Genomic DNA, 22,504 nt, shown 5'->3' with positions numbered 1-22,504 from the left:
TGGCAACCACCGGCACGAAGTCAACTTGGGCCCGCAGTGCAGCCGCGCCAGGGAGTTCATTGGCGAGGATCAGCTCAACTACGACTCTCTCACCCGAGCCCATGGGGCGAGGGGTGATTGCAACGGACACGGAAGGACCTTCCAGGTTGTCGCCCTTTCGGAGCGATCGCACCAAGTTGCTCTTTTTGCTTAACGGCCGTCACAGGACCTGGCGCGGCGCATGACCTGCGGGGACTTCCCGCACACTGCCCGCCTCACAAGTGCCTGTTTGAAATCAACAGCCATGCGGAACTGAGGGTGAGAGTCCGCAGGTGGGAAGGCTTCCGGACGAGCCGTCTATGCTCTGGCCATGGACATTGAGCGGGTGAAACCCTGTGAGTGGTCTCTGTATCGGGACGTTCGGATCACGTCGTTGGTGGACGCGCCTCATGCTTATGGCTGGACGGTGGAACAGGCGCGATCGCTGTCGGAGAGTCAGTGGCGGGACGCCTTGAGTGAGCGAGTGGACTTCTTCGCCCGGTCTGCGGACGAGGTGGTAGGCATTGTCGGCGTCGTACCGGTTGAGGAGAACGCCCTGGCGAGGGAGTTGACCGCGATGTGGGTAGCGCCCGCTGCACGAGGCGGAGGGGTTGGCCACGGTCTTGTGAGGGCGGTAATTGAGCATGCTCGCTACGTCGGAGCTCGTCAGGTGCTGACATGGGTTACGCAAGGAAATATTCCTGCCGAGCGGCTATATCAAGCACATGATTTTGCTGCCACAGGTAAAGTGCAGCCTTTGCCCAGCATCTCAGGCAAATTTGAAATGGAGATGAGTCACGTTATTTGTTGAGATGCATCAACTAATACTCCAGTTACAGATCGCGATCTTGCTGTCCTGTGCCATCGCGCCTTGAGTGGAGACCGCGGAAGTCTGACTGCAGGGCGGCTCGCTCATCGAAGTCTGTTTCCCGGTGGTCACAGCCGCTGCTGAGCGCCCGTTTGAGAGGATGGGGGCATGGCGGACTCATCTATGCAGATCAATGCCCTCATCGTCGACACCGCAGACCCTGAGCGGCTCGCCGCGTTCTGGTCCGAACTGCTCGGCAGGCCGGTCGTGGGACGTATGGGTCCGTACGTGTGGCTGCGGCGCGAGAACGGCCTGGGGTTGGGCTTTCAGCGAACTGCCGAACCCAAGTCGAACAAGAACCGGATGCACTTCGACATCACCTCTCCCGATCCCGCCGCCGAGCAGCAACGGATCGAGATGCTCGGCGGGCGCAGGCTGGAGCAGTACGCCGGCGGCGGATTCCTGGTGATGGCGGACCCCGAGGGCAATGAGTTCTGCATCATCCCTGAGGGCCCCTTCGAGCTCGACGACGAGGGGCGCGCGAACTACCTCGGCTGATGGTCAAACTTCGGCGGCACAAGGCACCTGCTGGGCGGGGTCGGTCTGTGAACGGGTACAGCCGCCGTCGATCATCGGTCGGTGAAGACAGAAGATCAGACGGCGGCCGCGGGCCACGGCATAGATCCCGTCTGCTGGCAGAAGACGTTCGAGGTCTTGATGGGCCGTATCGCGGGACGGTTCGCCCGGGTGGAACCACGGCGCCGGGCGCGGGCGTTAGTGCTCGGTTGGTGTCTGACCTGCCACGCAAGACTTGCTGGACGCTCGCCGAGCACGTCGGGGACTCGAACCCGTACGGCTTGCAGCACTTGCTGTCGAGAGCCAAGTGGGACGGTGACCCAGTACGCGACGACATCCGCGGCTCCGTCGTCGGGCAACTGCACGACACCGCAGCGGTGCTGGTCGTCGACGAGACTGGCGACCTGAAGGAGGGCACGGCCACGGTCGGTGCGCAGCGCCAGTACACCGGGACCGCAGGACACATCGAGAACAGCCAGGTCGCCGTCTATCTCGCCTACTCCACCCGGCGCGGCCTCGTGGCGATCGACCGGGAACTGTATGTCCCCCGTTCCTGGACCGAGGGCACGGCCCGGTACCACGCCGCCGGGACACCCGACACCGTCGGCATTGACACTAGAGGGCGTCTGAAAAGCCTGACAGCGGGCAAGTTGCCTGGTAGCGGGGTGGTGCGCACTTTCGGGGGCTGGGGTGTGCGGGCTGCGTACCCGTTACTCGACGGATCTGTCCGATGCGGAGTGGGAGATCCTCAACGCGCTGGCGTACTGGCTGCGGGCCGGCTGTGCCTGGAGACTGCTGCCGCATGACCTGCCGCCGTGGCGGACGGTATACCACTACTGGCGGGGATGGCAGCAAGAAGGCGTGTGGGAGCGGATGTTGACGACGTTGCGCGAGCGGGTGCGGCTCGGCCGTGAACCCACCCCCAGCGCTGCCATTGTGGACGGTCAGAGCGTCCGGGCCAGTGAACGTGGTGGCCTGCACGGGTACGACGGCGGCAAGAAGGTCAGCGGCGTCAAGCGTCACCTTCTCGTCGACACCCGCGGCACCGTTCTGGTCACCTGCGTGAGCCCGGCGAGCGTCGGCGACCGCGACGGCGCCGTGGTGCTGTTCTCCCGGGCCGCCAACGCCTTTCCGCGCCTGCAGCACGTGTGGGCGGACCAGGGCTACCGCGGCGCCGACTTCCACAGCTGGGCCCGAGAAGCCACCGGCATCACCGTGGAGGTCGTGCAGCGCCTCGAAGGAGGATTCCGCTCGACCTGGTCGAAGGCAGGAACACCACCACCGGCAGCGCCCCTCTTCGCGGTGGTCCCTCGTCGCTGGGTGGTTGAGCGGACATTCACCTGGCTGGGGCGGTGCCGCCGCCTTTCGAAGGACTACGAGTACCTCCGCGTCTGCTCGGAGAACGCCATCTACCTCACCATGGCCATGCTCCTCGTGCGCCGCCTCGCAAGACCAGCCCGCTGACAGGCTTTTCAGACGCCCTCTAGCGACGAGCGCCAGGGCGATCGTGAGCACGCCCCCTGAAGGCTGGCCGACCTGCCGGAAAGGGGCCTTCCCCGCTGTCAGCAGTCAGGCGGCGGCGACTGCACATGTACGTGATGGCCCGCTCAGCGCGCATCGGCGGCGTCTCGCAACACGAAACGGAGCTCGGGATGGGCCGGATCCGGATAGGGCTGACCTTCCGGCAGCACCGGGGCGAGCGCGGCGAACACGCATTCCACAACGTGGTCGGTATACCCAGCCAGCGTCTCAGACGCTTGCAACAGCACCCCTCCTTGCCGCAAAGGGACCACACGGTGGAAGGTACCGGCATCCGCCAGCGTCTCCGGGCCGCCCAGTCGGACCGCCAGTTCTTGCGGGCACACCGTGACCCACGCGTAGCCACGCAGGAAATCCCGGCCCTCGGGAAGCGAGTTATCGAGATTTCTCGTCAAAGCAGCCTCAATGTTCGACCAGTCGGAAAAGGAGTCCCTTTCGATACGGGCGAACACCGGGTTCAAGTTGTCGACCGCCTGCGCGAGGAAATCCACCAGATCTGCACAGTACTTCGGATCGGCCAGCCTCAAAGATCCCGCCTGGAGGCCAACAACGAGCTTCGGCCAACCGCCCTCCACCGGAAAATAGGAGCACTGCACCCGACCAAGAGTGTCATCTCCGTAGAACTCTGTGACAACCCAATCCGGGCTCTGCTCCAGCTCCGCCCTCAGTCGCGCGCGACTCCTTCCCAGATGAGACATATTACTTCGGCGACTCCCCCCGGACTGCCGGACGGAGGTCCCGGTTTGCACCCCAAATTCAGCACGATCCTCCTGATGGACCAGTTCAGCAAGAGGGCCGGCAAATGCCCTCTCGAACCAGTCGACCAGGACGGCCCCCCGATCTGCCGCACCAAGCGGATCGAGGGTCGCCTCCACGTATACATCCATGCTTCGTTCCTTCTTCTCGCACGGGTCAGCACTCGGGAGCCACGGCTCACGATACGTGTGCGGCGAACCGTCGGCCGGACCGCTCCGACATCCGGCTGATCCGCGCACATCAGACGTCAACGGAGACAAGATCCCCGATATCTGGGCGCTCATGGCCGACGGTTCGGCCCACTTCTTCCCGGGAGGCCGCAGCCCGATCGGCACGCCGACCACGGTTCCCGCCGGCAACTGGACCTACAAGCAAGCCCTCGGCTGACCTGAGTCGACCAGCCAAGCCAGCTTCCCGCGCAAGTTCGGGTGCGCTGCTATCGGTGACAACGTCGAGGCACTTACGCTCGGTCTCGGTGAGTTGCTCAGGCCGGCGCATGATCCAGTCGGTGATCCTGCGGACAGTTAGATGCGGCAGCGGGGCATCCGCCGGGATAGTCCCGGTGCGGTAGGGCCGCAGGTGGCGGCGGACGGTGTTGACGTCTCCGCGGTAGCCCAACTGCTGGATCTCCCGGGTGAGTGCGGCAGCGTTGGTGCAGCCCTCCATCCAGCGGTGATGCAGATAGAGCCGGTAGTCGTCGATCATGCTCGGGTGGTGGGCAGCCGCGACGAGAAGCTGCTCAACATCGGCGGCCCGGGAGAAGCGCAGGACGGTGCCGCGGCTGAGGCGGAGCTCCCGGGCGATGGCCCGCAGGCTGTTGCCGCGCTCAATGCGTTCGTGGATCTGCTGGTGGCGCTCGCGGGTGCGGGCGACCAGTGGTCGCGGTCGTCCGTGCACGTCCAGCTCGTCCGGGGCGGTGGGGTTGACGCTTACGGGTGGAGGGATGTCGTCCTGATCGGGCCGGGTCGTGAGGGGTTCGCGCAGGTCGGCGCGGTGTCGTCCGACGACGCGCTCGACGGCCTCTGCGAAGTTGTGCAGCAGGTGCCAGGCGTCGGCCACTTGCCGGGCCTGTGGTGCTCTGGCGTGGGCGCCGTCGCGGAAGGAGCCAGCGCGGTCACGGCAGACGACCCTTACCTCAGGGTGTTCGCGAAGCCAGGCCGCGAAGGTGTGCGCGGTGCGGTCCGCGAGGACGTCGACGGGGCGCCGGGTGTTCATGTCGACGAGGATCGTCGCGTAGGTCCGGCCGCGGCGCACGGCGAACTCGTCGACACCCAGACACGGGACAGACGGCGGCGCCGGGACGGGCAGTGGGCGCAGCAGACGGAGCAGGGTGTCCTTGCCAGTGGTCACAGCCAGGCGCCCGCACAGACTGGCTCCCGCACGTCCGCCCAGAAACAAGGCGATGTCCGTGAGCTGAGTGGTGAGCGCGTTCGTACGGCGAGCATGCCGACACGTCAGGCCCGGTATCTGCTCGGCGAACGTCCGACGTCCACAACTGCCGTTGCCGCACACGAGACGGCGTGCCCGCACATCGAGTCGCACCTGCGGGCCCACGACGGGACGGTCGCCAGGCATCGCTGGTAGTGACACTGCACACGCGAGGAGCTCCGCCCACATCCCGGACAGGCAGCCGACCCCACGGCGGACCGCACAGTCAGCCGGACCTCAGCGTCCCCGAGAACCACTCCATCTACCGCCACCCCAACCCCCCGGAAGAAAAAGGTCGTTCAGGCGAACCACATCCCCCACGTCCAGGTGATGCCCACTTACTCTTGATCGCCACCAATCCCCAAATCAGTGACAGGGCCCAAGATCTTTGCCAGAACCTCGATTTCACCTACGCAGCCAGCCCGCCGACCCTCCACAATCGATCTCGGCATGCCGACCTTCGCCGACGTCGCCATCCGCACCACCACTACGTCGTCGGACCAAAGCTGCCCCTGAAATCCATGGTCGCCACGAAGCTGAACTGCCTACGCTCCAACCCATGCGAACTGTCTTCGTGTTTCCCGCAGGTGAGCGAGCTGAGACCGTCGCCTCGCTCGATCGGCATCTGCCCGAGCAGCGCGATCCGTGGACTCTGGACGGCAACCTCTACATCGACATCGACGATGAGCAGACCGGCCACCTCTTCTCCGATTGGGATCCTGAGGATGTGGCGATCCTTGAAGCGGCCGTCGGACATCACCCCACTTGGGCGGTGCAGATCGACATCTCCGGGCGGGTCGACGGCACCGCAGAGGTTCACCGAATAATCGCTCTGCTGCTTGAGCAGGGAGGCGTGGCAACGGACGACTACACCACCCACCCATGGACCCTGCCGGAAATCCTGTCTGGAGCGGTGATCGACGGCCTGCGGTTCTTCGACTTCCGCGGTTACCACAACCTCAACCGCTAGCACGGGCGCGCCTGACTCCGCTGCTCCCTCCTGCGCCCCGACCCCGCCCAGCGCGGCCGCCTGGTGGAGATCCGCGACAACCTCCTCGACCGGATCGCCGAAGCCGAGAAAAAGGGCTGGCTCGGCGAAATCGAGGGCCTGCGCGTCAGCCTCGCCGACGCCGAATCCAGAATCGACCAGATCGCCCCCGCGCCCGGCAGCGTGGCGATCAACCTCGGCATGCCGCGCAAGGCCCCGGCTCACCCCGCCCAGAAGGAGGGAGCAGGGGCGCTGAGACAATCGCGGGATGATCAGCAATGAGATCCAGTTCGATTGCCAGCACCGTGGCGACAGGGGTCCGCTCGTGGTCGTCCCTCACATCGACGGAGCACCACTCACCGAGCTGATCGATGAGTACGAGATCGCGGCCGGGATGTAGCCTGCAGGTGATGCCTACGGCGGTCTGATTCCGGAGTTCTTCCGGTTCGGCCCGATGCAGGACCACTTCCTCGGACTGTCCACTGGAGCGATGGGGCCGAAGATCCCCGTCCTCGGTTGTGAATGCGGCGAGTGGGGGTGTTGGCCGCTCCTGGCCCGCATCACCGCTACAGCGGGTCTCGTAACCTGGGACGCCTTCGAGCAACCCCACCGCAAGACCCGGGACTACGTGGCATTCGGTCCGTTCCGGTTCGACCGCCACCAATACGATGACGCCTTGCAGGCCCTGAGCACGGTGATCGGCTCCGCCGCCGACGACACGAGCGCATGAACACTGCCGTCAGTCCGTCTTGCCGCACATGGAGTCCAGGGGCGGAGGCCAGCGACGGGGACTCGTCCTCACCCGTTAGCGACGGGCAGGTTGTGCCACCAGTGACCGCATCCGCCGGAGCAGAGGCGTTCTCGGCGCCGTTCGTCTGCGACCGCGAGGACCTCGGCCAGTAGCCGGAACACCTTACGTCGTTCGTCGACAGGGGTGAGGCCGGCGATCTTCCTCAGTTGCTGGTCGATCGGGCCGCAGGTGATCAGGACCGCCGGGGTGTGCGTCGGGCGCAGCCCGGCATGTCGGATGCTCTCCGGTCCGTCTTCGGTGACGGCGCGCGCCTGCACGCCGTGGTGGCGCAGGAACAGGAGTATCTCGGCCTGCTCCTCCGGGCTGTGGGTGTCGAACCACTCGATGCCCTGTGACATCGGGCGCAGTCCTTGGGCGAGTTCGGTGAGGATGATGTCCCGCTCGGTCATGATCAGCTCCCGCAGGCCAGCGAGGCGAAGACCTCAGCGGTCTCGTCGACGAATGCGCACAGTTGCTGCACGGCCTGCCGACAGTCATGCGGGTCGAGAGCCGTGACGGCCCGGACCTCGAGCCATCGGTCCCAGGGGCCGGCCGGGGCAAGGAACCGTGTCGTGTACGCGGAGCCGAGAATCTCATCGAGGTACAGAAGCGTCCCAAGGACGACTGCCTGGTCGTAATCGAGGTCGGGACGCGACAAGTAGTGATCGAGGTATGCGCTGAGCAGTTCGGCATCCGCTGCAGTACCGAACTTCGCAAGGGCGACGCAGTATGCCGCGCCCGCATACGGCCCCTCGCTGGCCAGCAGGAGCCGGCCTATGAGCTCGCGGAACTCGGACCTGTGGGCCACAGCAACCAGCCAGGCGGCAGTCTTGCGCTCGCGCCATCCACCCTCGAAAAGGACGCCGAGCTCCGTCGGAGTCATTTCGCACGCAGCCTGAGCCAGATCCCGCACGAACGCGGAGCGCTCGACCGGGCTCAACCGGAAAGCGCTGCCGCCCAACCGAAGGTATCGCCGATCAGGCGTGACGAACCGCCGAACCAGATCCTGCAACTCGGGATCGCTCTGCACATCACGCATAGCCACATCCTGGCCCGGGACGGTACTCACGTGCCAAAGGTTTGCCCACTGCCTCAACGGACCGTAGTTGCTGGTTCAGAGAAGCCTGCAGCCGCTGTCCGATGCTCCGGGTCGACCCGACACAGCGACGGCGTCTGGAAGAGATCATCCGAAACCTCAGGGACCGCATCGACGAAGCGCGCGCCAACGGCTGGCTCGGCGAGGTCGAAGGTCTCCAAGTCAGCGCCGAGGCTGCACGCAACAAGCTCACCGCGCTCGACCGCGTGGCCCGAAACCGGCCCCGCGCCTCGGTCGACCTCGGCATGCCGATCATCCCCAAGGAGCGCTGATGAGCGCATCGCCCGGCATAGGAAGACCGCTACGCATTGACCCAATCATCGGTGACGCACACCGTCTCGAAGTGCCACCAGCCCTCGGCAACTCCACCTACCAGCAGCGACTTTATGCCTGCAAGTTCCGAGCTGGCCGGCACGTTGAACGCCACCAGTGGGAACTGGTCATGAAGACCTCGCGCCCAGCCCGAACGGCGACAACCTCTCGTGCACCGCCCGGGCGCTCGGGCCGAGCGGTTCGGTGAGAACCGGAAGGACCCGAAGCGTGCAGTTGCCGGAGGCTTCCACGCGATCCACCGCCCAGTGCCGGCCTTCGGCGTCCGTGGTGAATCGGACGACGTCGCCTTCGGCAACCCCGTTCTGGAGCAGGGGCACGTTCTCCACGCACGCCGCGTCCTCGCTGAGCCGAGTGGCCCACAGCCCCTCGGTGTCTTGAGGAAGCCAGCCTTCGCCCGGCACGAACCGGAACCAGACCTTGATCCGATAGCCATCGGCATGGGTCGCGTCACCTACCCGGGCCCGATGTGTAAGGAAGCCCACGCGGATCTCGCGGCCACGAGCCGAAACCGGTCCTCGGCTTCCGTTTCGCCCCGCGCTTCCGTGACCTCGCCGACCAGCGGTTCTGGCGGGCCGACCTGCCCGACGGCGAGACGGCGGCCGCCGGCTACAGGCCGCTGGAGGCCGTCGCCTGCAACAAGGTGAACCTCAAGCGGATCACCACGCACTGGCCGGACATGCTCCGCGTCGCCGGGTCGCTCATCACGAACCAGGTCCGGGCCTACGACCTGCTACGGATGTTCGGCGGCGAGGGCCACCCGACCCCGCTCGGCGCCGCATTCGCCGAGTACGGGCGGATCGACAAGACCATGCACCTGCTCGCCTCGGTCGACCCGGTGGACGACACCTACCGGCGGCTGATGAACCGGCAGCTGACCGTGCAGGAGTCCCGTCACCGTCTCGCCCGCGCGATCTGCCACGGCGGGGGCCAGATCACGCCAGGCGTACCGCGAGGGCCAGGAGGACCAGCTCGCCGCCCTCGGCCTGGTCCTCAACGCCGTCGTCCTGTGGAACACCCGCTACCTCGACGCCGCCGTCGCCCAGCTCGGCGCCGAGGGCCACAACATCAAGGACGAGGACCTCGCACGCCTCCCCCCGCTCAAGGACCTGCACATCAACTGCTAGGGCCGCTACCCGCTCAACATCAAGGCCAGCGGCCCCGGCCAGGGCCTGCGCCCTCTCCGGGACCCGGTGGCCGTCGAAGACGACGTGGGCAACGACTGAACCGGCGCGCGACGTCAGGTGGAGACGTAGCGCGTACCAGCCCGAGCTGTCAGAACGGTGGTTCGGTCAAGTAGGTGCCGTCCCAGGCGGGTGTGGTCGGTTTGCTTATCGGCTGCTGGAGGAGTCGTACAGCGTCTTGGATGCGGCCGAGGTCGATAAGGCGCTCGGCCCGACGAGAGCTGTTGACCTCCGGGTGTTGTGCGAGGACTGCGTCGGCTTCTTCGGTACGGCCGGCCTTGGCAAGCATGTCCGACAAGGCCCAGGCCGCGTACAAGGTGTCACCCTCGGGGTGCGCCCGCGTCTCCTCGATTGCTTCGTCGAGCAGGCCGCAGTCGGCCATGAGCGGAAGCCGCATCTGGAAGAGGTCCCAGTACTCCTTGCCGTCGCATCGTGCCTTGATGGCATCGAGGTGGGCCAGGCCCTCTCGGGACCGGCCGTGGTCGGCGTACAGGGTGCAAAGCGTGTGGACGAGCCAGTCCTCCGCGTCGTGTTCGGTGTGCGCGCGCAGCACCTCGATCGCCTCGTCGCTCCGTCCGTGCCGGACCAGGAGCTCGGACAGTGATACAGCCACTTGCCGCATGCCGGACGGCCTGGCACCGAAGATGCGGTAGGCGGCGATCGCGCCTTCCACGTCGCCGCGTTCCTCCAGCACTTCGGCAAGGCGCTGCACGGCGTGCCCGTGGTACTCGGACGCTGCGTACACACGCAGTTCCGTGACTCGGTCGTGTCTGGCCAGCAGGTCGGCCAGCTGGTCACGGCCGTTGCGGGAGGTGGTCTTGCGGGTGTGCAGCAGGGTGATCGCCTCCTCGATCCGGCCCTGGCGTTCCCTGATCGTGGCGAGCAGGCCGACGGCGTTAGACGGTTCCATCCGGAGGTTGTCGCAGTCCGGGTCGTTGCAGGCAGGGACCGCCGCTTCCATCCGGCCCTCCAACAGGGCCGCCGCTTCCTCGTCCATGCCCGCCGTTTCGGCGACTTCGACCAGGCACTGGGCGAGGACCCCGTCCTGGATTCCGGTGCGCAGCAGCATGAACGCCTCGCCGCTGCGGCCGTGGCGGGCCAGCAGGCGTGCGAAGAAGACCAGCGCCAGCCGGTCGCCGGCCTCCGTGTACGGGCGGGACAGCGCGATCGCCTCCTCCGCCCGGCCCCAGCCCTCCAGCAGCTCCGCCCGGGCTCGGGCCGCCGGCCACCAGGTCGTGGCGACGTACGGAGCGAGCACCTCCAACGCCTGCCCGTGCCGGCCCCGATGCCCGAGCAGCCGGGCCCACTCCAGCGCGCAGAACCACTCCCCGCGGCCGGCCTGGAACTCCACTTCCCGCTCATGACCGAGTTCGAGAAGTCGCGCCACCAGCCGCGGAGGAATGCAGCCCGTCAGCGTTCGGGCCCGGTAGTCAAGATCATCTGCGTCCACGACAGCGCACCTTAACCCTCACCACCGACACAGCCCGCACGTCGGGGCCATCGCATGTGAGGGCAGCCGTCAACAAACGATCGAATGACGACAGGCGGAGCTTTGAGCCGCCGCCTGTGTCCTGGGGGATTTCCCCCAGAGAGATCGGAGGACAGCCCCGTACCGGTGTCCGCGCCCAGTCCATAGCGTGGAACTTGTCAGACCCCGAAGGGCTGTACTTCCGGCACATCAGCAGGGACTTTATGAACGCCGTTCTTGAACTGGACCAGGTCAGCCGTAGCTACGGCTGCGGGCCGCATGCCGTCCACGCTCTCCACGCTCTCGACGCCCGGCTCTGCGCCGGCACCCTCACCGCGGTCGTGGGGCCCTCCGGTTCCGGCAAGTCGACCTTCCTGCAGTGCGCGGCCGGTTTGGACCGGCCCACTTCGGGCACGGTGCGCCTGGCCGGTCAGGTGATCAGTGCGATGCGGGAACGCGAATTGACCCGGCTGCGGCGCAGACGCATCGGCTTCGTATTCCAGTCCTTCAACCTGCTGCCGGCCCTCACCGCGCAGGAGAACGTACTGCTTCCGCTGCGCCTGGACGGCAAGAGGCGGGATGCTGAGCTGGCGCGTCGCGTGCTGGCCCGCGTCGGCCTCGACGGGTGCGAGGACAGCCGGCCCGGCGAGCTGTCCGGCGGGCAGCAGCAACGCGTGGCGATCGCCCGTGCTCTTGTCACGGAGCCGGACATCGTCTTCGCGGACGAGCCCACGGGAGCACTCGACCAGGAGACCGCCGGCGGAGTCCTCGACCTGCTGCGGGAGGCGGCCAGCGGGCACGGAGCCACGGTCGTCGTTGTCACCCACGATCCGGCGGTGGCTGCCCGGGCGGACCGTGTGCTGCATCTCTCACAAGGCCGCCTGGTCGGTGACACCGCCCAGGCACAGTCCGAGTCGACCGCAGGGGTGCGCGCGTGACTCTCTTCCGCCCGACCGGGCTGGCCACCGCTTCGGTCAAGGCCCGTCACTCCGCCTTCGCCGGTGCGTTTGCCGCGTTGGCCTTCTCCGCTACGGTCACCACCGCGTGCGTGGCCATGGCCGTGTCCGCCTCGCGTGTGCCCGTGTCCCCCAAGCAGGCCGAGCTCTACGACGTGGGCATCGCCTTCAGCAACCTCACCGTCTACATGGCCATCTTCGTCATTGGCCAGGTGATGTCCCTTGCGGTCGCCCAGCGCGGCCGCGAGATCGCGTTGCTGCGGGCCATCGGCGCCGAGCCCAAGCAGATCCGCCGCATGGTGGCTACCGAGGCGCTGTGGGCCTCCGCGCTCGCACTGCCCGTCGGCTACGGGCTCGGAGCGTTGCTCGCCCACGTGTGGTTCGACGGCATGGCTGCCCAGGGCATGGTCCCGGACGGTATGACGATGGACGTCGGCCTGATCCCCTTGTTCACCACGGCAGGCGTTTTGGTGGTCTGCTCCCAGCTGGGCGGGAAGATCGCTGCCTGGCGGGCGTCGCGGACCCGCCCTTCAGCTGCCCTGGCCCGCTCGGCCGTCCCGGGCAGCGACCGGGCCGGTCGTATCCGCGCTGTGGCGTCCCTGCTCTTTCTCGGTGCGGCAGCCGTCCTGTCGGTGGTCGCAGGCGCGAGCTCGGCCAAGGACGCCGCGTCCGAGATCCCCATCGTGCTCCTCGCCTACCTCATCGCGATCGGCCTGGCAGGACCCTGGATAGGCCGGGTGGCGACCGCCGTCGTGGCGCCGCTCCTTCGTCGTTACGGCGGCGTGGCCGGTGAGCTGGCCGTCCTGGGGGCCCGGGCCCGCTCGCGCCGCCTCGCGGCGGCGATCGCACCGATCGCGATGATGACGGCCTTCGCGGTGGCCCAGTTCGTGATGCTGGCCGGGGCCGAGGAAATGGACTGGATGGCGGTCTTCGGGACCTTGCTCTACGCCGGCTTCACCGGAGTCGTGGCCGCGAACGCCCTGGTGATGCTGATTCTGGAGAGGGTGCGGGAGTTTGCCCTGCTGCGGATGGTGGGCGCCGAGAAGCGGCAGATCACGGCGGTCGTGGTGGCTGAGAGCGGGATAACAGCCCTTGCGGGCCTGGGTGCCGGGGCGCTGGCCGGGCTCGCGGTGCTCGTTCCGCTGGGCCAGAAGGTCGGTACGCCGGTTTCGGGGGTGCCGGTGTGGGGCTGGGGGGCGATGCTGGTCAGCGGGGCAGGGATTGTCCTGGCGGCGTACTGCGCGCCGCTGGCGCGGATGCTGTGCGTGCGGCCCGTCGATGGTGTGACGCGGCACAGCGCATGAGGAGTCGGCAGGGGAGGCCGGTGGCCTGGAGGAGCGAGGACGGCGCGATGCCCAAGCCGCACATCGGCCGCACCGTACTGACGGCGCCCCTGACACGTCGGGCGTGGCAGGAGACGGCGTACTGCCTGCTGTCCTTCGTCCCCAACCTGGTGGGAGTCACCCTTATCGCCGTGGCCGTCGTGGCGCTCGGCTGTGCGCTCACGCTCACCGTGCTCGGAGCGGTGCCCGGCCTCGTCTTCCTCGTGGCGGGGCTTGGGCTCGCCCGCGGCATGGGCGCGCTACAGCGGCGCCTTGCCCGGCGACTGCTCGGTGAGCGCATCGACGAGCCGTCCCGGCCGAAAGCCGGGCACGGATGGGTCGCGGGCGTCAGGGCGCGTCTTCAGGACGTCACGGCGTGGCGGGCGGTGGCCTACGTCATGGTGAAGCTGCCGGTGGCAACGCTCGGGCTGTGGGCTGTGTCGTGGTGGGTGATCGGCGCGCTGTACGTCATCGCGCCGGTGCGCTGGGCGGCCGGCCAGCGGGACTTCGGCATGCTCTCGCCCTTTCCCGGTCTCGGCTTGCACCCGCACTCGCTCGGTGCCGCCTTCACCGCGGCCGCGTTGGGTTGCGCGATGCTCCTGGTCGCACCCTGGCTCACCCGTGCCTTCGTCGCCCTGGACCGTCTGCTCCTGCGGGCGCTGCTCGGCCCGACCACCCTTGACGAGCGGGTACGCACCCTGGAACAGACCCGCGCCCAGGCCGTCGATGACGCGGCCGAGCGGCTGCGACGGCTTGAGCGCGACCTGCACGACGGCGCGCAGGTCCGGCTCGCAGCCCTGGCGATGAGCCTGGACATGGTGCGCGAGCAACTCGACGACCGTGACCACCCCGAGCTGCATCGTCTGGTGGAGACCGCCCGTGACAACGCCGCCGAGACCCTGACAGAGCTGCGCGACCTCTCCCGCGGCCTTCACCCGCCCACCCTCGACGCCGGACTGCCGGACGCCTTGACCACCCTCGCCGCACGCACCGCGCTGCCGGTCTGCGTATCGGTGGACCTGCCGCAGCGGCCGACCCCGGCCATCGAGAGCCTGGCCTACTACTGCGCCGCCGAACTGCTCGCCAACGCCATCAAGCACAGCGGGGCGCGCAGCTGCCGCATCGAGGTGTCAACCGGCGACGGCACGCTGCGATTGCGGGTCACCGATGACGGCCGCGGCGGTGCACACATCGCCGAGGGCGGTGGGCTGGCCGGACTCGTCCAGCGGTCCCGCACGGTCGACGGTGGGCTGACGGTCCACAGCCCCGCCGGGGGACCCACGACGGTACAGGTGAGGTTGCCCCTCCATGCCTGACCCCGCCGACGCGGCGTGTGCGAGGCTGCGTCCATGCGCCTAGTGATCGCCGAGGACGCCGCCGTGCTGCGCGAGCTGCTCGTCCAGATGCTGACCATGCGAGGCCACGAGGTCGTCGCCGCGGTCGCGGACGCCGACGCCCTGCGCGCGGCCGTCGCCGAGCACGCGCCTGACATCGCGGTCGTGGACATCCGGATGCCACCGACCCACACCGACGACGGGCTGCGCGCGGCGATCGACATCCGGCAACGTCACCCCCAGACGGGTGTTCTGCTCTTCTCCCAGTACGTCGAAACCAAGTACGCGACCCGGCTCCTCGGGCAGGGTTCCGCCGGCGTGGGCTACCTGCTCAAGGAGCGCGTCGCGAATGTCGCCGAGTTCACCGACGCGCTGGAACGCGTCGCGGCCGGCGGCACCGCACTCGACCCCGAGGTCGTCACCCAACTCGCCAGCACGAGCCGCCGCACCGAGAAGCTCCAGGCGCTCACCGTACGGGAGCAAGACGTCATGAAGCTGATGGCCGAGGGCCGTTCAAACACGGCCATCGCTCAACAGCTACACGTGTCCGCGGGCACCGTGGAGAAGCACGTGGCAGCGATCTTCGCGAAGCTGGACCTCCCGGTGTCGGAAGACCACAACCGCCGGGTCCTCGCCGTCATCCACATGCTCCGCCAGGGCCCAGGCCACTGAGCTGTAGCCCCTCCGGCGACGGCACAACGCTCGGTGCCGGCCCGCCTACGATCCGGCTGCCGGGCCTGCGGCTCTCAACGACCGGTCACCCGACAGGTTGGTGCCCCGCTCATCACCCCTCGTCTACGTCGTCCTCGTCCAGCTCCGGTACGTCCGGGTCGCGCAGTGGACGCAGGGCGCCAGCGGCCCGGACGGTGGCGCTGAAGGTATAACGGCCGAGCAGGTTCAGATGGGAGCGGCTCTTCTGAAGGGAGGTCGTCCTCTTGGCCCCCGAGATTTTTCCGTCGGGACCTGTGAGGCTGTCGCCCTCAATCGGCGCGCGTCAAGTCGTGCACCAGAAAGTGGAGTTGTACGTCGTCCGTCGAATCCGCCCACAGTCCTTCGGCGTCGAGGATGGAGGCCGCGACCATTCGCGCCTCTGCGACGAGCTCCGGGTGGTAGTTGAAGCTCGGCCACGGTAGAACGGGGTAGTCGTTTTCCTCGCCGAACTGTCGAACCCTCCCGATGTCGCCCAGGATGGTGGGGGGAAGTGATTCATTTGCCCAGGACCACAGCCAGGTCTGCTGGGCGAGGCTGACGCTGCCGATCATGATGATACGGCCGGTGAGGAACACCTTCCCGTCACGCGACCAGGTGATCTTCGCGTCGTCCATCGACCACTGGTATTGCACGTCACCCGACAGTCCGAAGCGCTCGACCATGAGTGCCTGCCGCCTGCGGGCACGCTCCCGAGCTGCGAATACGACCTCGTCCCATCTGGAGTGGTCATGTTTCGAGTGCTCGTCCACCTGGCCTCCTCACGCAGAACTGTCCGCGTGATCTTCCCATCCGGGACGATGACGCGACTCGGCCGGTTCTGATCTTGTGCGAGGGCGTTCTGAACCAGGTGGGGTGCGCTTCGATGTCAGCCCGCAGTCAAACTGCGCGCGTGTACTGCTGCTGGTCAGCCTTCGATCTCTCACCGAATAACCCAGCGTTACGAGTCACGGAAGTTGAGTCAGAGCCCCGAGTTCGGCATCACGCCTGCAGCGGTCACCGCGGCCGCCCTCGACAGCATCGCCGACGCTCGGCACGCCGTCCGTCCGGGTGGACACCAGCACACCTCAGCCCCCACCGAAGAAGGCACCGGCGACCGCCGCCAGCCCTGCGCCCCCGCGGCGGTGAGACAGGCCAGGCCGGCGCGAACACCTCCGCATCCACGCTCCCGTCCCCGGTGGCCCGACCGCGCGAACGGGGCGAAGAGCGCGCGGGGCGGCTGCGGCGGTGCGCCCCCTGGCTGTGGGTACGCGGGCCGCCTCTGTCGGCTCTCCGCCGAGCTGCTCACCAGGGCTCGGCGGAGAATGGCCTCTCGTCGCCTTCAGTCGTCGGTCACCGTGATGTGCAGTGGTCCGCCGGGCACGGGCAGGCTGAGGCCGCTGGGGTAGCCGTACTGGCTGTGCAGGTCACCCGCGTCCGTGAGCGTGAAGCCGACCGTGTAGACGCCGGGCCTGAGGCCTTCGTACAGGGGCACCACCAGCTTGAGCGGACCGTCGGTGACGGAGCTGACGCCGCCGGACTCGCCGCCGACCGACTCCCCGTTCGCGTCGTACACGGTGAGGCTGAAGCGGTTGACGCCGACGAACGACGTCACGTCCAGGGTCAGGACGGCGTTGCGCCGCAGGGTGCTGGCGGGGACGGACGTGACATCGAGCGAGGCCGAGTTCACCACCGGTGCCGCCGTGTCCGGGATCTGGGTGGCGACCAGGTCGAGCGGCGGCCCGTGGAAGTCCCTGCCGTACGCCGCGGTGTCACCGGCGCCGTCGGTGATGCCGATTCCCGTGACCGCACACTTCCTGGTGTAGACGGGTGGCACGGTGGCCGTCAGCGAGATCGAGCCGTCGGCCGCGATCTCGGGGTTCTCCGTGATCGACCCGCCGCACCCGTCCAGCAGCATCGTCACGGAGGCGATCCCGTCGCGGAAGCCGGACGGTTTCATGGTGACCGCCAGCCGCGCGACGCCGTTCCAGTTGTTGTACTGCCCGGGGCTGATGGCGAAGTCACTCGCCCGCACCGTGCCGTTCTGCGTGACGTGCACCGGGTCCTGGGAGAGGCGCCGGGATGCGCTGACGGTTCCCGAGGCGTCGGTCAGGCTGAGCCGCGAGATGGACCAGGAGCCGGCGGGGGCGCCGGCGGGCATGGTGACGTCGACGGTGCACCAGACGTCGTGGCTGTCGTAGCCGGGGTAGTCCCCGCACTGCTGCGAGCCGTCGGTGTTCGGCACCAGCCGGAACACTCCACTCGCCGTAGCGCCCTGCGGGCCGGCGAGGGTGAGCCGCCCGCGGAAGAACCCGGACTCGTCGTCGGTGATGTCCAGCCGGTACCGGGCGGTGACGGAGGCATCGGCGTTGTACAGGTACTCGGGCTGGTCCACCACCTGTCCGAGCTGGTCGTACGCCGGCCCGGTCGAGTCGACGAGGTGCGTGGCGGTGAACGCCGCCCCGTACCGGGCCAGTCCCTGCCGCCCTACGGCCAGGGTGCCGCCCCGGTCGTCCCTGGCCGCGGCCTTCACCACGGCCCACCGGGCCGTGGGCTGCGCGGCGTACTGCGGTACGGGGAAGGCGTAGCTGTAGTGCGCGGACGCCATGGTGCCGTCGACCGGGTTCGCCTGGTAGGGCCACCCCGGCTGGAACGAGAATGTCAGGGCCTGCGGTGCGCCGACGAGACGTCCGTCGGTCCCGACCTGCTGGACGGTGAGGGACCCCAGCATGTCGGTGGCCGCCGTGTCACCGTCCTGGACCGTCCAGTCGATCGTGACCGTGCCGTCGCCGGAGGAGGCGTCAACGGTGCTCGACTCGACGGACAGCGCCGTCAGCTTGGGCCCGGCGGCCTGCTGCCCGTCCTCCGCCTGCGCCGGTCCGGCCACCAGCGTTGCGAGCAGCATCCCTCCCACGGCTGCGGCGAGCAGTCCGGATCTCCACGGTCTCTTCCTTACCTTCACGACGAGAGCCCCTCCCTGGACGAAAAATCTTGCTGAGCGCAGGGAGGCTAACAGTGCGGGTCCCTCAGTGCCGTCTGAATTTACGCTGCTCAGGGGTGAGTTGATGTTCAGTCAGGTCCAGGGCCGCCTGCTGCAGCGTGATCGTTTCGCCCGGGGAGAAACGGCGCACGGCAAGCGGTGGATCACGCAGTGGCGACGACGTCGCTGTCACGGAGGCGTTGACCCCTCCAGAATCGAGTCATGGCCATAGACGACCGCCATGAGGCGACAGCACGCTCGTTCCTGTCCTGCGTAACCGAAGTTGCCAGGCTGCTGGGCCTGGGGAACGGTGCGGAGGTGCCGGAAGCTCGACGTGCTCGACACCTGGCCCATGCGGCCCGCAAGTCGCTTCTCAAAGGCACCGGCCTGTCCGAAGAGTACTTCGCCCCGCTCATGGCCGCAGCGGTCTACGACCCGGACCCCAGCTTCTGCCTCTGGTTCGTCGAGCCGGCGGTCTACGCGTTCGGACGCCGCCGTGTGATGGCCGCGCTGGTCGACTGTCTACGGCTCGGCACGAACACTGAGCGAGCGGGGGCCGTGCGGGCCTGGTACTGCGCTCACGTGCCTCTGCGAGCAGACCGATCCTCCGCGTACGGGCACACGGGGGTTCGTGACTCCGCTCTGGACGAGGCGGAAGACATCGAACACGCCTGGCTGGAGGTCTCCATGCAAGTGTTCGCCGAATCCACCGATCTACGGATTCGCCACGGTGTCCTGCTCTACCTGCCTACCTCGCGCGTGGCATACCCGCCGCATCTGCACGAGCTGTTCGACACGACACTCGTATCCGCCCGTGCCGATCCCGACCAGCACATCCGTCGCTGGGCAGCAGCGGCAGTCGACAGTACGCTCTGAGCACGCACTGTGCGCCAGGGACCCCGGTGGCCGTTGAACGACGCCGTCGCCGCCGTAGGCCCCGCGCTGAACCGAGGCCCAGTAGCGGAGTGTCGGTCAACTGGTCTGACCGGTCGGCATGATGGTGACCTGCTGGAGATTCACGCGCGGGGGCAGCGAGGCGAGGAAACCGACGATCTCGGCGATGTCCTGCGCGGTGAGCCAGTCCACCGTCTCCTTCGAGCCTTCAAGCCATTGGAGGGCGCCGTCGTCCGTGACGTGGCTCTGCAGCTCCGTGCCGACGATGCCCGGCTCGATCGCGGAGACCCGGACCTTCTTCGGGCCCAGCTCGGTCCGCAGGTGACGCGACAGGTGGGTGACGTAGGCCTTGGTTCCCGAGTAGACCGCGAAGTTGGGGAAGATGTTCTGCGCGGCGATCGAAGAGGTGTTGATCAGGTCGGCCACCCCGCGCTCGCCCGCGGTCCTGACCAGCTGCGGGACGAACGAGCCGATCACATTCATCAGTCCGGTCACGTTCAGGTCGATCTGACGCTGCCACTGATCGGTGGCCCGTTCCTCCACCGGGGCCGGAAGCATCACGCCCGCGTTGTTGAACAGCAGGTCAGCGCCACCGAAGTCGGACTCCACCCGGTCCGCGGCGGCCTGCACGGCCGCGGCGTCGGTGACATCGGCGCCGATCGCCAGCGCGGTCCCGCCGTTCCCCTCGATCCGGGCGACCAGGTCCTCCAGGCGGCCCGCCCGCCGCGCGACGACGACGACTTTCGCCCCCAGGGACGCCAGGTGTTCGGCGGATGCCTCGCCGATACCGCTGGAGGCACCGGTCACCACCGCGACGCGGCCGTCGAGAGGCTGTACTGGGGCAGTGGACATGGTGACGCGCCTTCCACGGGTGACGGAGCCGGGGCGGAATCGAGGCTCGGGGCCGCTATCCGGCCTCCAGCAGATCACCAGCTCAGCGTTTGCGCGTGGCGCCGTACCGACCGGGCCGTGGCGGGGCCACCAGGACCACCCGCTCGGACCGCAGACGGCGGGGGCGGGAAGGCCAGGCGGAGGCCGGCTCGGTCGGCGCCGGCCGAGCGCTTCGCTGTCAGTCTTGCGGATCGTCGCGTGCCGGGGCGGTGCCGTACCGGTTGATCGCACGCTGCAGTTCGTCGCGTTCGGCTTCCGGGAGTTCCATGAGAAGCAGGACGCGCCAAGCCGCGCCTGAGCGGATGGAGGGGCCGGTAAGCGAGGCTGCCGTAGCCGTCTCGCCGTTTCGTGCATCCGTGGGCCTCACCCAGGCAGAAGAGGGTGTACGGAAGCCGGCAGAAGATGTATGACGGGTGCGGAGGCAGTGGTGATAGAGGTCGAGCGGGTCATGACTTTGGATCATGCGCTGGCGGACGTCGTGCCGTTTCTCGCGGACTTCTCGAGGACCGAGATGTGGGATCCCGGGACCGTCACGTGTGCCCGGGTGGACGACGGGGCCCTCGCGGTGGGTGCCGAGTGGGACAACCTCTCGGAGTTCCGCGGGCGGCGTACCTCATTGCGTTATCGGCTGGACCGCTTCGACGCGGACCGTCTGACGTTCGTGGGGCACAACAAGACGGCCACCTCCACCGACGACATGCGTTTCGAGGAGGTGGGCGGGCGGACGCGGCTGACCTACCGGGCGCGTATCGAGTTCCACGGTCTGGCTCGGCTGGCCGCTCCCCTGCTGAAGCAGGAGTTCGAGCGGCTCGGCGACGGTGTGGCCGAGCGGCTGCCGAAGTCGGTCGACCACGCCCTGGGTGCACCTCCCTCCGACCCGCCGTCGGCGGACCACGTGTGAGTTACCCTGCCTGCATGCGGGGACAGTTCACCGGCTGGCCGGAGCAGGCCATGGACGTGCTGTGGCAGCTCCAGGGCGAACCGACCCACGCGACACGCGAACGCTGTCGCGCGGACCGCGAACGTCTTGTGCGGCAGCCGATGATCGCTCTGCTCAACGACATCGCGGACACCGACTCGCGGTACGAGGATTTCTCCGTCTGGCACTTCCGCACCGGCTCCTGGTGGTGGCAGCACCAGAGCGCGGTGATCAGGCTCGGCCGCAAGGTCGAGATCGGTCTCCGGTTCGACCTGGACGGCCTGCGGATCCAGGGCGCCTGGTGGTACCCGGATCCCGGCCAGGTGGACATGTTCCGCAAGGCCGTGGCCTCCGAGGCGAGCGGCCGCGAACTCTCCGTCGTGGTCGAGGACTTACGGAGCAAGGGCTACGACATCTCGGGCGACGTGATGAAACGGCCTCCGCGCGGCTACCCAACCAACCATTCCCGCAGGGACCTCCTGCGCCACCGTTCGCTGATCGCCGCCCGTCCCCTCGGCTGCGCGGAGTGGCTGCACACTCCCGAGGCTGTCGACCGGGTGCTGGCGGCCGCCGCTGATCTGGACGCCCTGCTCATGTGGCTGGTCCGCCATGTGAAGCGCGCCGGCTGACGTGACAGAAGTGCCGCCCGGAGCCGGTGGAAGCACACCCGGTGCCGAACCGGGCTTGTCGCGGAGGAAGCTGCGTGGCACCGCTACCGGTGTTCGGGGTTCTGGTGATCGCGGTGGCAGCCCGCGTCCCAGGCGCTGCGCTGGTTGCCATGGGCGGGGATGCCGCCGAGGTCCTTCAGCGCACGGGCCAGGTGCAGCAGGTTCCAGGTCATGAAGGCGGTGTTGCGGTTGGTGAAGTCGTTCTCCGGGCCGCCCGAGCCGGGGTCGAGGTAGGACGGTCCGGGGCCGGCCTCACCGATCCAGCCGGCGTCGGCCTGCGGCGGAATGGTGTACCCCAGGTGCTGCAGGCTGTAGAGGACGTTCATGGCACAGTGTTTGACACCGTCTTCGTTGCCGGTGATCAGGCAGCCGCCGACACGGCCGTAATAGGCGTACTGGCCCGCTTCGTTGAGCTGGCTGGAGCAGGCGTAGAGACGCTCGATCACACGCTTCGTCACGGAACTGTTGTCGCCCAGCCAGATCGGTCCGGCCAGCACCAGGATGTCGGCTGCGAGCACCTGTCGGTACAGGTCCGGCCAGGCGTCCGTCGCCCAGCCGTGCTCGGTCATGTCGGGCCACACGCCGGTGGCGATGTCCAGGTCCACGGCGCGGACGACATCGACGTGCACTCCCTGCGCCTTCATGATGGTGGTGCTCCGATCGACCAGCCCCTGCGTGTTGCTGGTCTCCGGGGAGCGCTTGAGGGTGCAGTTGATCACCAGGGCGCGCAGGTCGTCGTACCGCGCCGGTGGTACGTCCGTAGCGGGCGGCGAAGCGGTCACACGGTCCTCCCGAAGCTCGGCCGCCGGCCTGCGCACGGCGTCCGTCCACTTGGCCAGGGTGCGGGGCCTCGCCGGCAGCCGCCACCGCAG

24 protein-coding genes and 3 pseudogenes are annotated in these 22,504 nt (G+C 68.0%); 17 read left to right on the top strand and 10 right to left on the bottom strand.

Annotated features, from left to right (window positions below; genetic code table 11):
- Positions 1-349 precede the first annotated feature (349 nt).
- The 4 genes and pseudogenes from ACFY3I_RS39830 to ACFY3I_RS39815 all read left to right on the top strand — a co-directional run bounded on the left by ACFY3I_RS39830 (position 350) and on the right by ACFY3I_RS39815 (position 2,866).
- The gene (locus ACFY3I_RS39830) at positions 350-829 is read left to right on the top strand and encodes a GNAT family N-acetyltransferase (RefSeq protein WP_390865830.1); all 480 of its coding nucleotides are present in this window, start codon (positions 350-352) and stop codon (positions 827-829) included.
- A 165-nt stretch (positions 830-994) separates the two neighbouring features.
- Positions 995-1,384 (top strand): VOC family protein, encoded by a 390-nt coding sequence (locus tag ACFY3I_RS39825; RefSeq protein WP_390865829.1) that lies wholly within the window; start codon positions 995-997, stop codon positions 1,382-1,384.
- Between the two features lie 159 nt (positions 1,385-1,543).
- Positions 1,544-2,002, top strand: a pseudogene (locus ACFY3I_RS39820) (transposase); the annotation flags it as partial.
- A 90-nt stretch (positions 2,003-2,092) separates the two neighbouring features.
- A complete protein-coding gene (locus tag ACFY3I_RS39815; RefSeq protein WP_390865828.1) occupies positions 2,093-2,866 on the top strand; it encodes an IS5 family transposase in 774 nt (257 codons plus the stop codon).
- Between the two features lie 143 nt (positions 2,867-3,009).
- On the opposite strand, the gene ACFY3I_RS39810 is transcribed toward ACFY3I_RS39815, so the two are convergent.
- Together ACFY3I_RS39810 and ACFY3I_RS39805 are read right to left on the bottom strand one after the other, a co-directional pair.
- Positions 3,010-3,828, bottom strand: coding sequence for a hypothetical protein (locus ACFY3I_RS39810; protein ID WP_390865827.1), 819 nt, complete (start codon positions 3,826-3,828; stop codon positions 3,010-3,012).
- A gap of 109 nt (positions 3,829-3,937) precedes the next feature.
- Positions 3,938-5,272, bottom strand: a complete 1,335-nt coding sequence (locus ACFY3I_RS39805; RefSeq protein ID WP_390865826.1) for an ISL3 family transposase — start codon at positions 5,270-5,272, stop codon at positions 3,938-3,940.
- 412 nt (positions 5,273-5,684) lie between these two features.
- Here ACFY3I_RS39805 and ACFY3I_RS39800 point away from each other — a divergent pair, with 412 nt between their 5' ends.
- From ACFY3I_RS39800 to ACFY3I_RS39785, 4 genes are all read left to right on the top strand, one after another.
- Entirely contained in the window at positions 5,685-6,095 is a 411-nt protein-coding gene (locus tag ACFY3I_RS39800; RefSeq protein ID WP_390865825.1) for a hypothetical protein, read from the top strand.
- 63 nt (positions 6,096-6,158) lie between these two features.
- On the top strand, positions 6,159-6,395 hold the full coding sequence (locus ACFY3I_RS39795; RefSeq protein ID WP_390865823.1) for a hypothetical protein: 237 nt from the start codon (positions 6,159-6,161) through the stop codon (positions 6,393-6,395).
- The gene (locus ACFY3I_RS39790; protein ID WP_390865822.1) at positions 6,382-6,513 is read left to right on the top strand and encodes a hypothetical protein; all 132 of its coding nucleotides are present in this window, start codon (positions 6,382-6,384) and stop codon (positions 6,511-6,513) included. Before ACFY3I_RS39795 ends, ACFY3I_RS39790 begins: the two co-directional genes overlap by 14 nt.
- A 90-nt stretch (positions 6,514-6,603) precedes the next feature.
- Positions 6,604-6,843 carry a hypothetical protein gene (locus tag ACFY3I_RS39785; RefSeq protein ID WP_390865821.1) on the top strand — a complete coding sequence of 80 codons (240 nt, stop codon included), beginning with the start codon at positions 6,604-6,606 and terminating at the stop codon, positions 6,841-6,843.
- 68 nt (positions 6,844-6,911) lie between these two features.
- On the opposite strand, the gene ACFY3I_RS39780 is transcribed toward ACFY3I_RS39785, so the two are convergent.
- Together ACFY3I_RS39780 and ACFY3I_RS39775 are read right to left on the bottom strand one after the other, a co-directional pair.
- A complete protein-coding gene (locus ACFY3I_RS39780; protein WP_390865820.1) occupies positions 6,912-7,313 on the bottom strand; it encodes a DUF5958 family protein in 402 nt (133 codons plus the stop codon).
- Between the two features lie 2 nt (positions 7,314-7,315).
- The gene (locus ACFY3I_RS39775) at positions 7,316-7,942 is read right to left on the bottom strand and encodes a DUF6000 family protein (RefSeq protein ID WP_390865819.1); all 627 of its coding nucleotides are present in this window, start codon (positions 7,940-7,942) and stop codon (positions 7,316-7,318) included.
- Between the two features lie 101 nt (positions 7,943-8,043).
- On the opposite strand from ACFY3I_RS39775, the gene ACFY3I_RS39770 reads away from it, so the two are divergent.
- Positions 8,044-8,271, top strand: coding sequence for a hypothetical protein (locus ACFY3I_RS39770; protein WP_390865818.1), 228 nt, complete (start codon positions 8,044-8,046; stop codon positions 8,269-8,271).
- A 29-nt stretch (positions 8,272-8,300) separates the two neighbouring features.
- Here ACFY3I_RS39770 and ACFY3I_RS39765 read toward each other — a convergent pair.
- Positions 8,301-8,814, bottom strand: a pseudogene (locus ACFY3I_RS39765) (DUF4265 domain-containing protein).
- 29 nt (positions 8,815-8,843) lie between these two features.
- Between ACFY3I_RS39765 and ACFY3I_RS39760 the strand changes: the two are divergent.
- Positions 8,844-9,555, top strand: a pseudogene (locus tag ACFY3I_RS39760) (Tn3 family transposase); the annotation flags it as partial.
- Between the two features lie 49 nt (positions 9,556-9,604).
- On the opposite strand, the gene ACFY3I_RS39755 reads toward ACFY3I_RS39760, so the two are convergent.
- Complete coding sequence (locus ACFY3I_RS39755) at positions 9,605-10,963, bottom strand: hypothetical protein (RefSeq protein WP_390865817.1); 1,359 nt, start codon at positions 10,961-10,963, stop codon at positions 9,605-9,607.
- A gap of 242 nt (positions 10,964-11,205) precedes the next feature.
- On the opposite strand from ACFY3I_RS39755, the gene ACFY3I_RS39750 reads away from it, so the two are divergent.
- The 4 genes from ACFY3I_RS39750 to ACFY3I_RS39735 are packed head-to-tail and all read left to right on the top strand — an operon-like array spanning position 11,206 to position 15,265.
- The gene (locus ACFY3I_RS39750; RefSeq protein WP_390865816.1) at positions 11,206-11,919 is read left to right on the top strand and encodes an ABC transporter ATP-binding protein; all 714 of its coding nucleotides are present in this window, start codon (positions 11,206-11,208) and stop codon (positions 11,917-11,919) included.
- Positions 11,916-13,241: an FtsX-like permease family protein gene (locus tag ACFY3I_RS39745; protein WP_390865815.1), complete on the top strand. Its 1,326-nt coding sequence runs from the start codon at positions 11,916-11,918 to the stop codon at positions 13,239-13,241. The genes ACFY3I_RS39750 and ACFY3I_RS39745 overlap by 4 nt, the downstream gene beginning before the upstream one ends.
- A 47-nt stretch (positions 13,242-13,288) precedes the next feature.
- Positions 13,289-14,575 (top strand): sensor histidine kinase, encoded by a 1,287-nt coding sequence (locus tag ACFY3I_RS39740; RefSeq protein WP_390865814.1) that lies wholly within the window; start codon positions 13,289-13,291, stop codon positions 14,573-14,575.
- A gap of 33 nt (positions 14,576-14,608) precedes the next feature.
- A complete protein-coding gene (locus ACFY3I_RS39735) occupies positions 14,609-15,265 on the top strand; it encodes a response regulator (protein ID WP_390865813.1) in 657 nt (218 codons plus the stop codon).
- A 308-nt stretch (positions 15,266-15,573) separates the two neighbouring features.
- Here the strand turns inward: ACFY3I_RS39735 and ACFY3I_RS39730 are convergent, their stop codons facing one another.
- Positions 15,574-16,053 carry a DUF6882 domain-containing protein gene (locus ACFY3I_RS39730; protein WP_390865812.1) on the bottom strand — a complete coding sequence of 160 codons (480 nt, stop codon included), beginning with the start codon at positions 16,051-16,053 and terminating at the stop codon, positions 15,574-15,576.
- 569 nt (positions 16,054-16,622) lie between these two features.
- Positions 16,623-18,185: a hypothetical protein gene (locus tag ACFY3I_RS39725; protein ID WP_390865811.1), complete on the bottom strand. Its 1,563-nt coding sequence runs from the start codon at positions 18,183-18,185 to the stop codon at positions 16,623-16,625.
- Between the two features lie 297 nt (positions 18,186-18,482).
- Here ACFY3I_RS39725 and ACFY3I_RS39720 point away from each other — a divergent pair, with 297 nt between their 5' ends.
- Entirely contained in the window at positions 18,483-19,136 is a 654-nt protein-coding gene (locus ACFY3I_RS39720) for a hypothetical protein (protein WP_390865810.1), read from the top strand.
- Between the two features lie 96 nt (positions 19,137-19,232).
- Here the strand turns inward: ACFY3I_RS39720 and ACFY3I_RS39715 are convergent, their stop codons facing one another.
- Positions 19,233-20,006: an SDR family oxidoreductase gene (locus ACFY3I_RS39715; protein WP_390865809.1), complete on the bottom strand. Its 774-nt coding sequence runs from the start codon at positions 20,004-20,006 to the stop codon at positions 19,233-19,235.
- A 445-nt stretch (positions 20,007-20,451) separates the two neighbouring features.
- Between ACFY3I_RS39715 and ACFY3I_RS39710 the strand changes: the two genes are divergently transcribed.
- Positions 20,452-20,946 carry an SRPBCC family protein gene (locus tag ACFY3I_RS39710; RefSeq protein WP_390865808.1) on the top strand — a complete coding sequence of 165 codons (495 nt, stop codon included), beginning with the start codon at positions 20,452-20,454 and terminating at the stop codon, positions 20,944-20,946.
- 14 nt (positions 20,947-20,960) lie between these two features.
- The gene (locus tag ACFY3I_RS39705; protein ID WP_390865807.1) at positions 20,961-21,593 is read left to right on the top strand and encodes a DUF2461 family protein; all 633 of its coding nucleotides are present in this window, start codon (positions 20,961-20,963) and stop codon (positions 21,591-21,593) included.
- An 83-nt stretch (positions 21,594-21,676) separates the two neighbouring features.
- Here the strand turns inward: ACFY3I_RS39705 and ACFY3I_RS39700 are convergent, their stop codons facing one another.
- A complete protein-coding gene (locus ACFY3I_RS39700; protein WP_390865806.1) occupies positions 21,677-22,414 on the bottom strand; it encodes a flavodoxin family protein in 738 nt (245 codons plus the stop codon).
- Positions 22,415-22,504 lie beyond the last annotated feature (90 nt).

This window comes from Streptomyces sp. NPDC001068 (assembly GCF_042897315.1).
Taxonomy (GTDB): domain Bacteria; phylum Actinomycetota; class Actinomycetes; order Streptomycetales; family Streptomycetaceae; genus Streptomyces.
The sequence above is the reverse complement of the archived record's forward strand: the minus strand, read 5'-3'. Positions and strand labels throughout refer to the sequence as shown.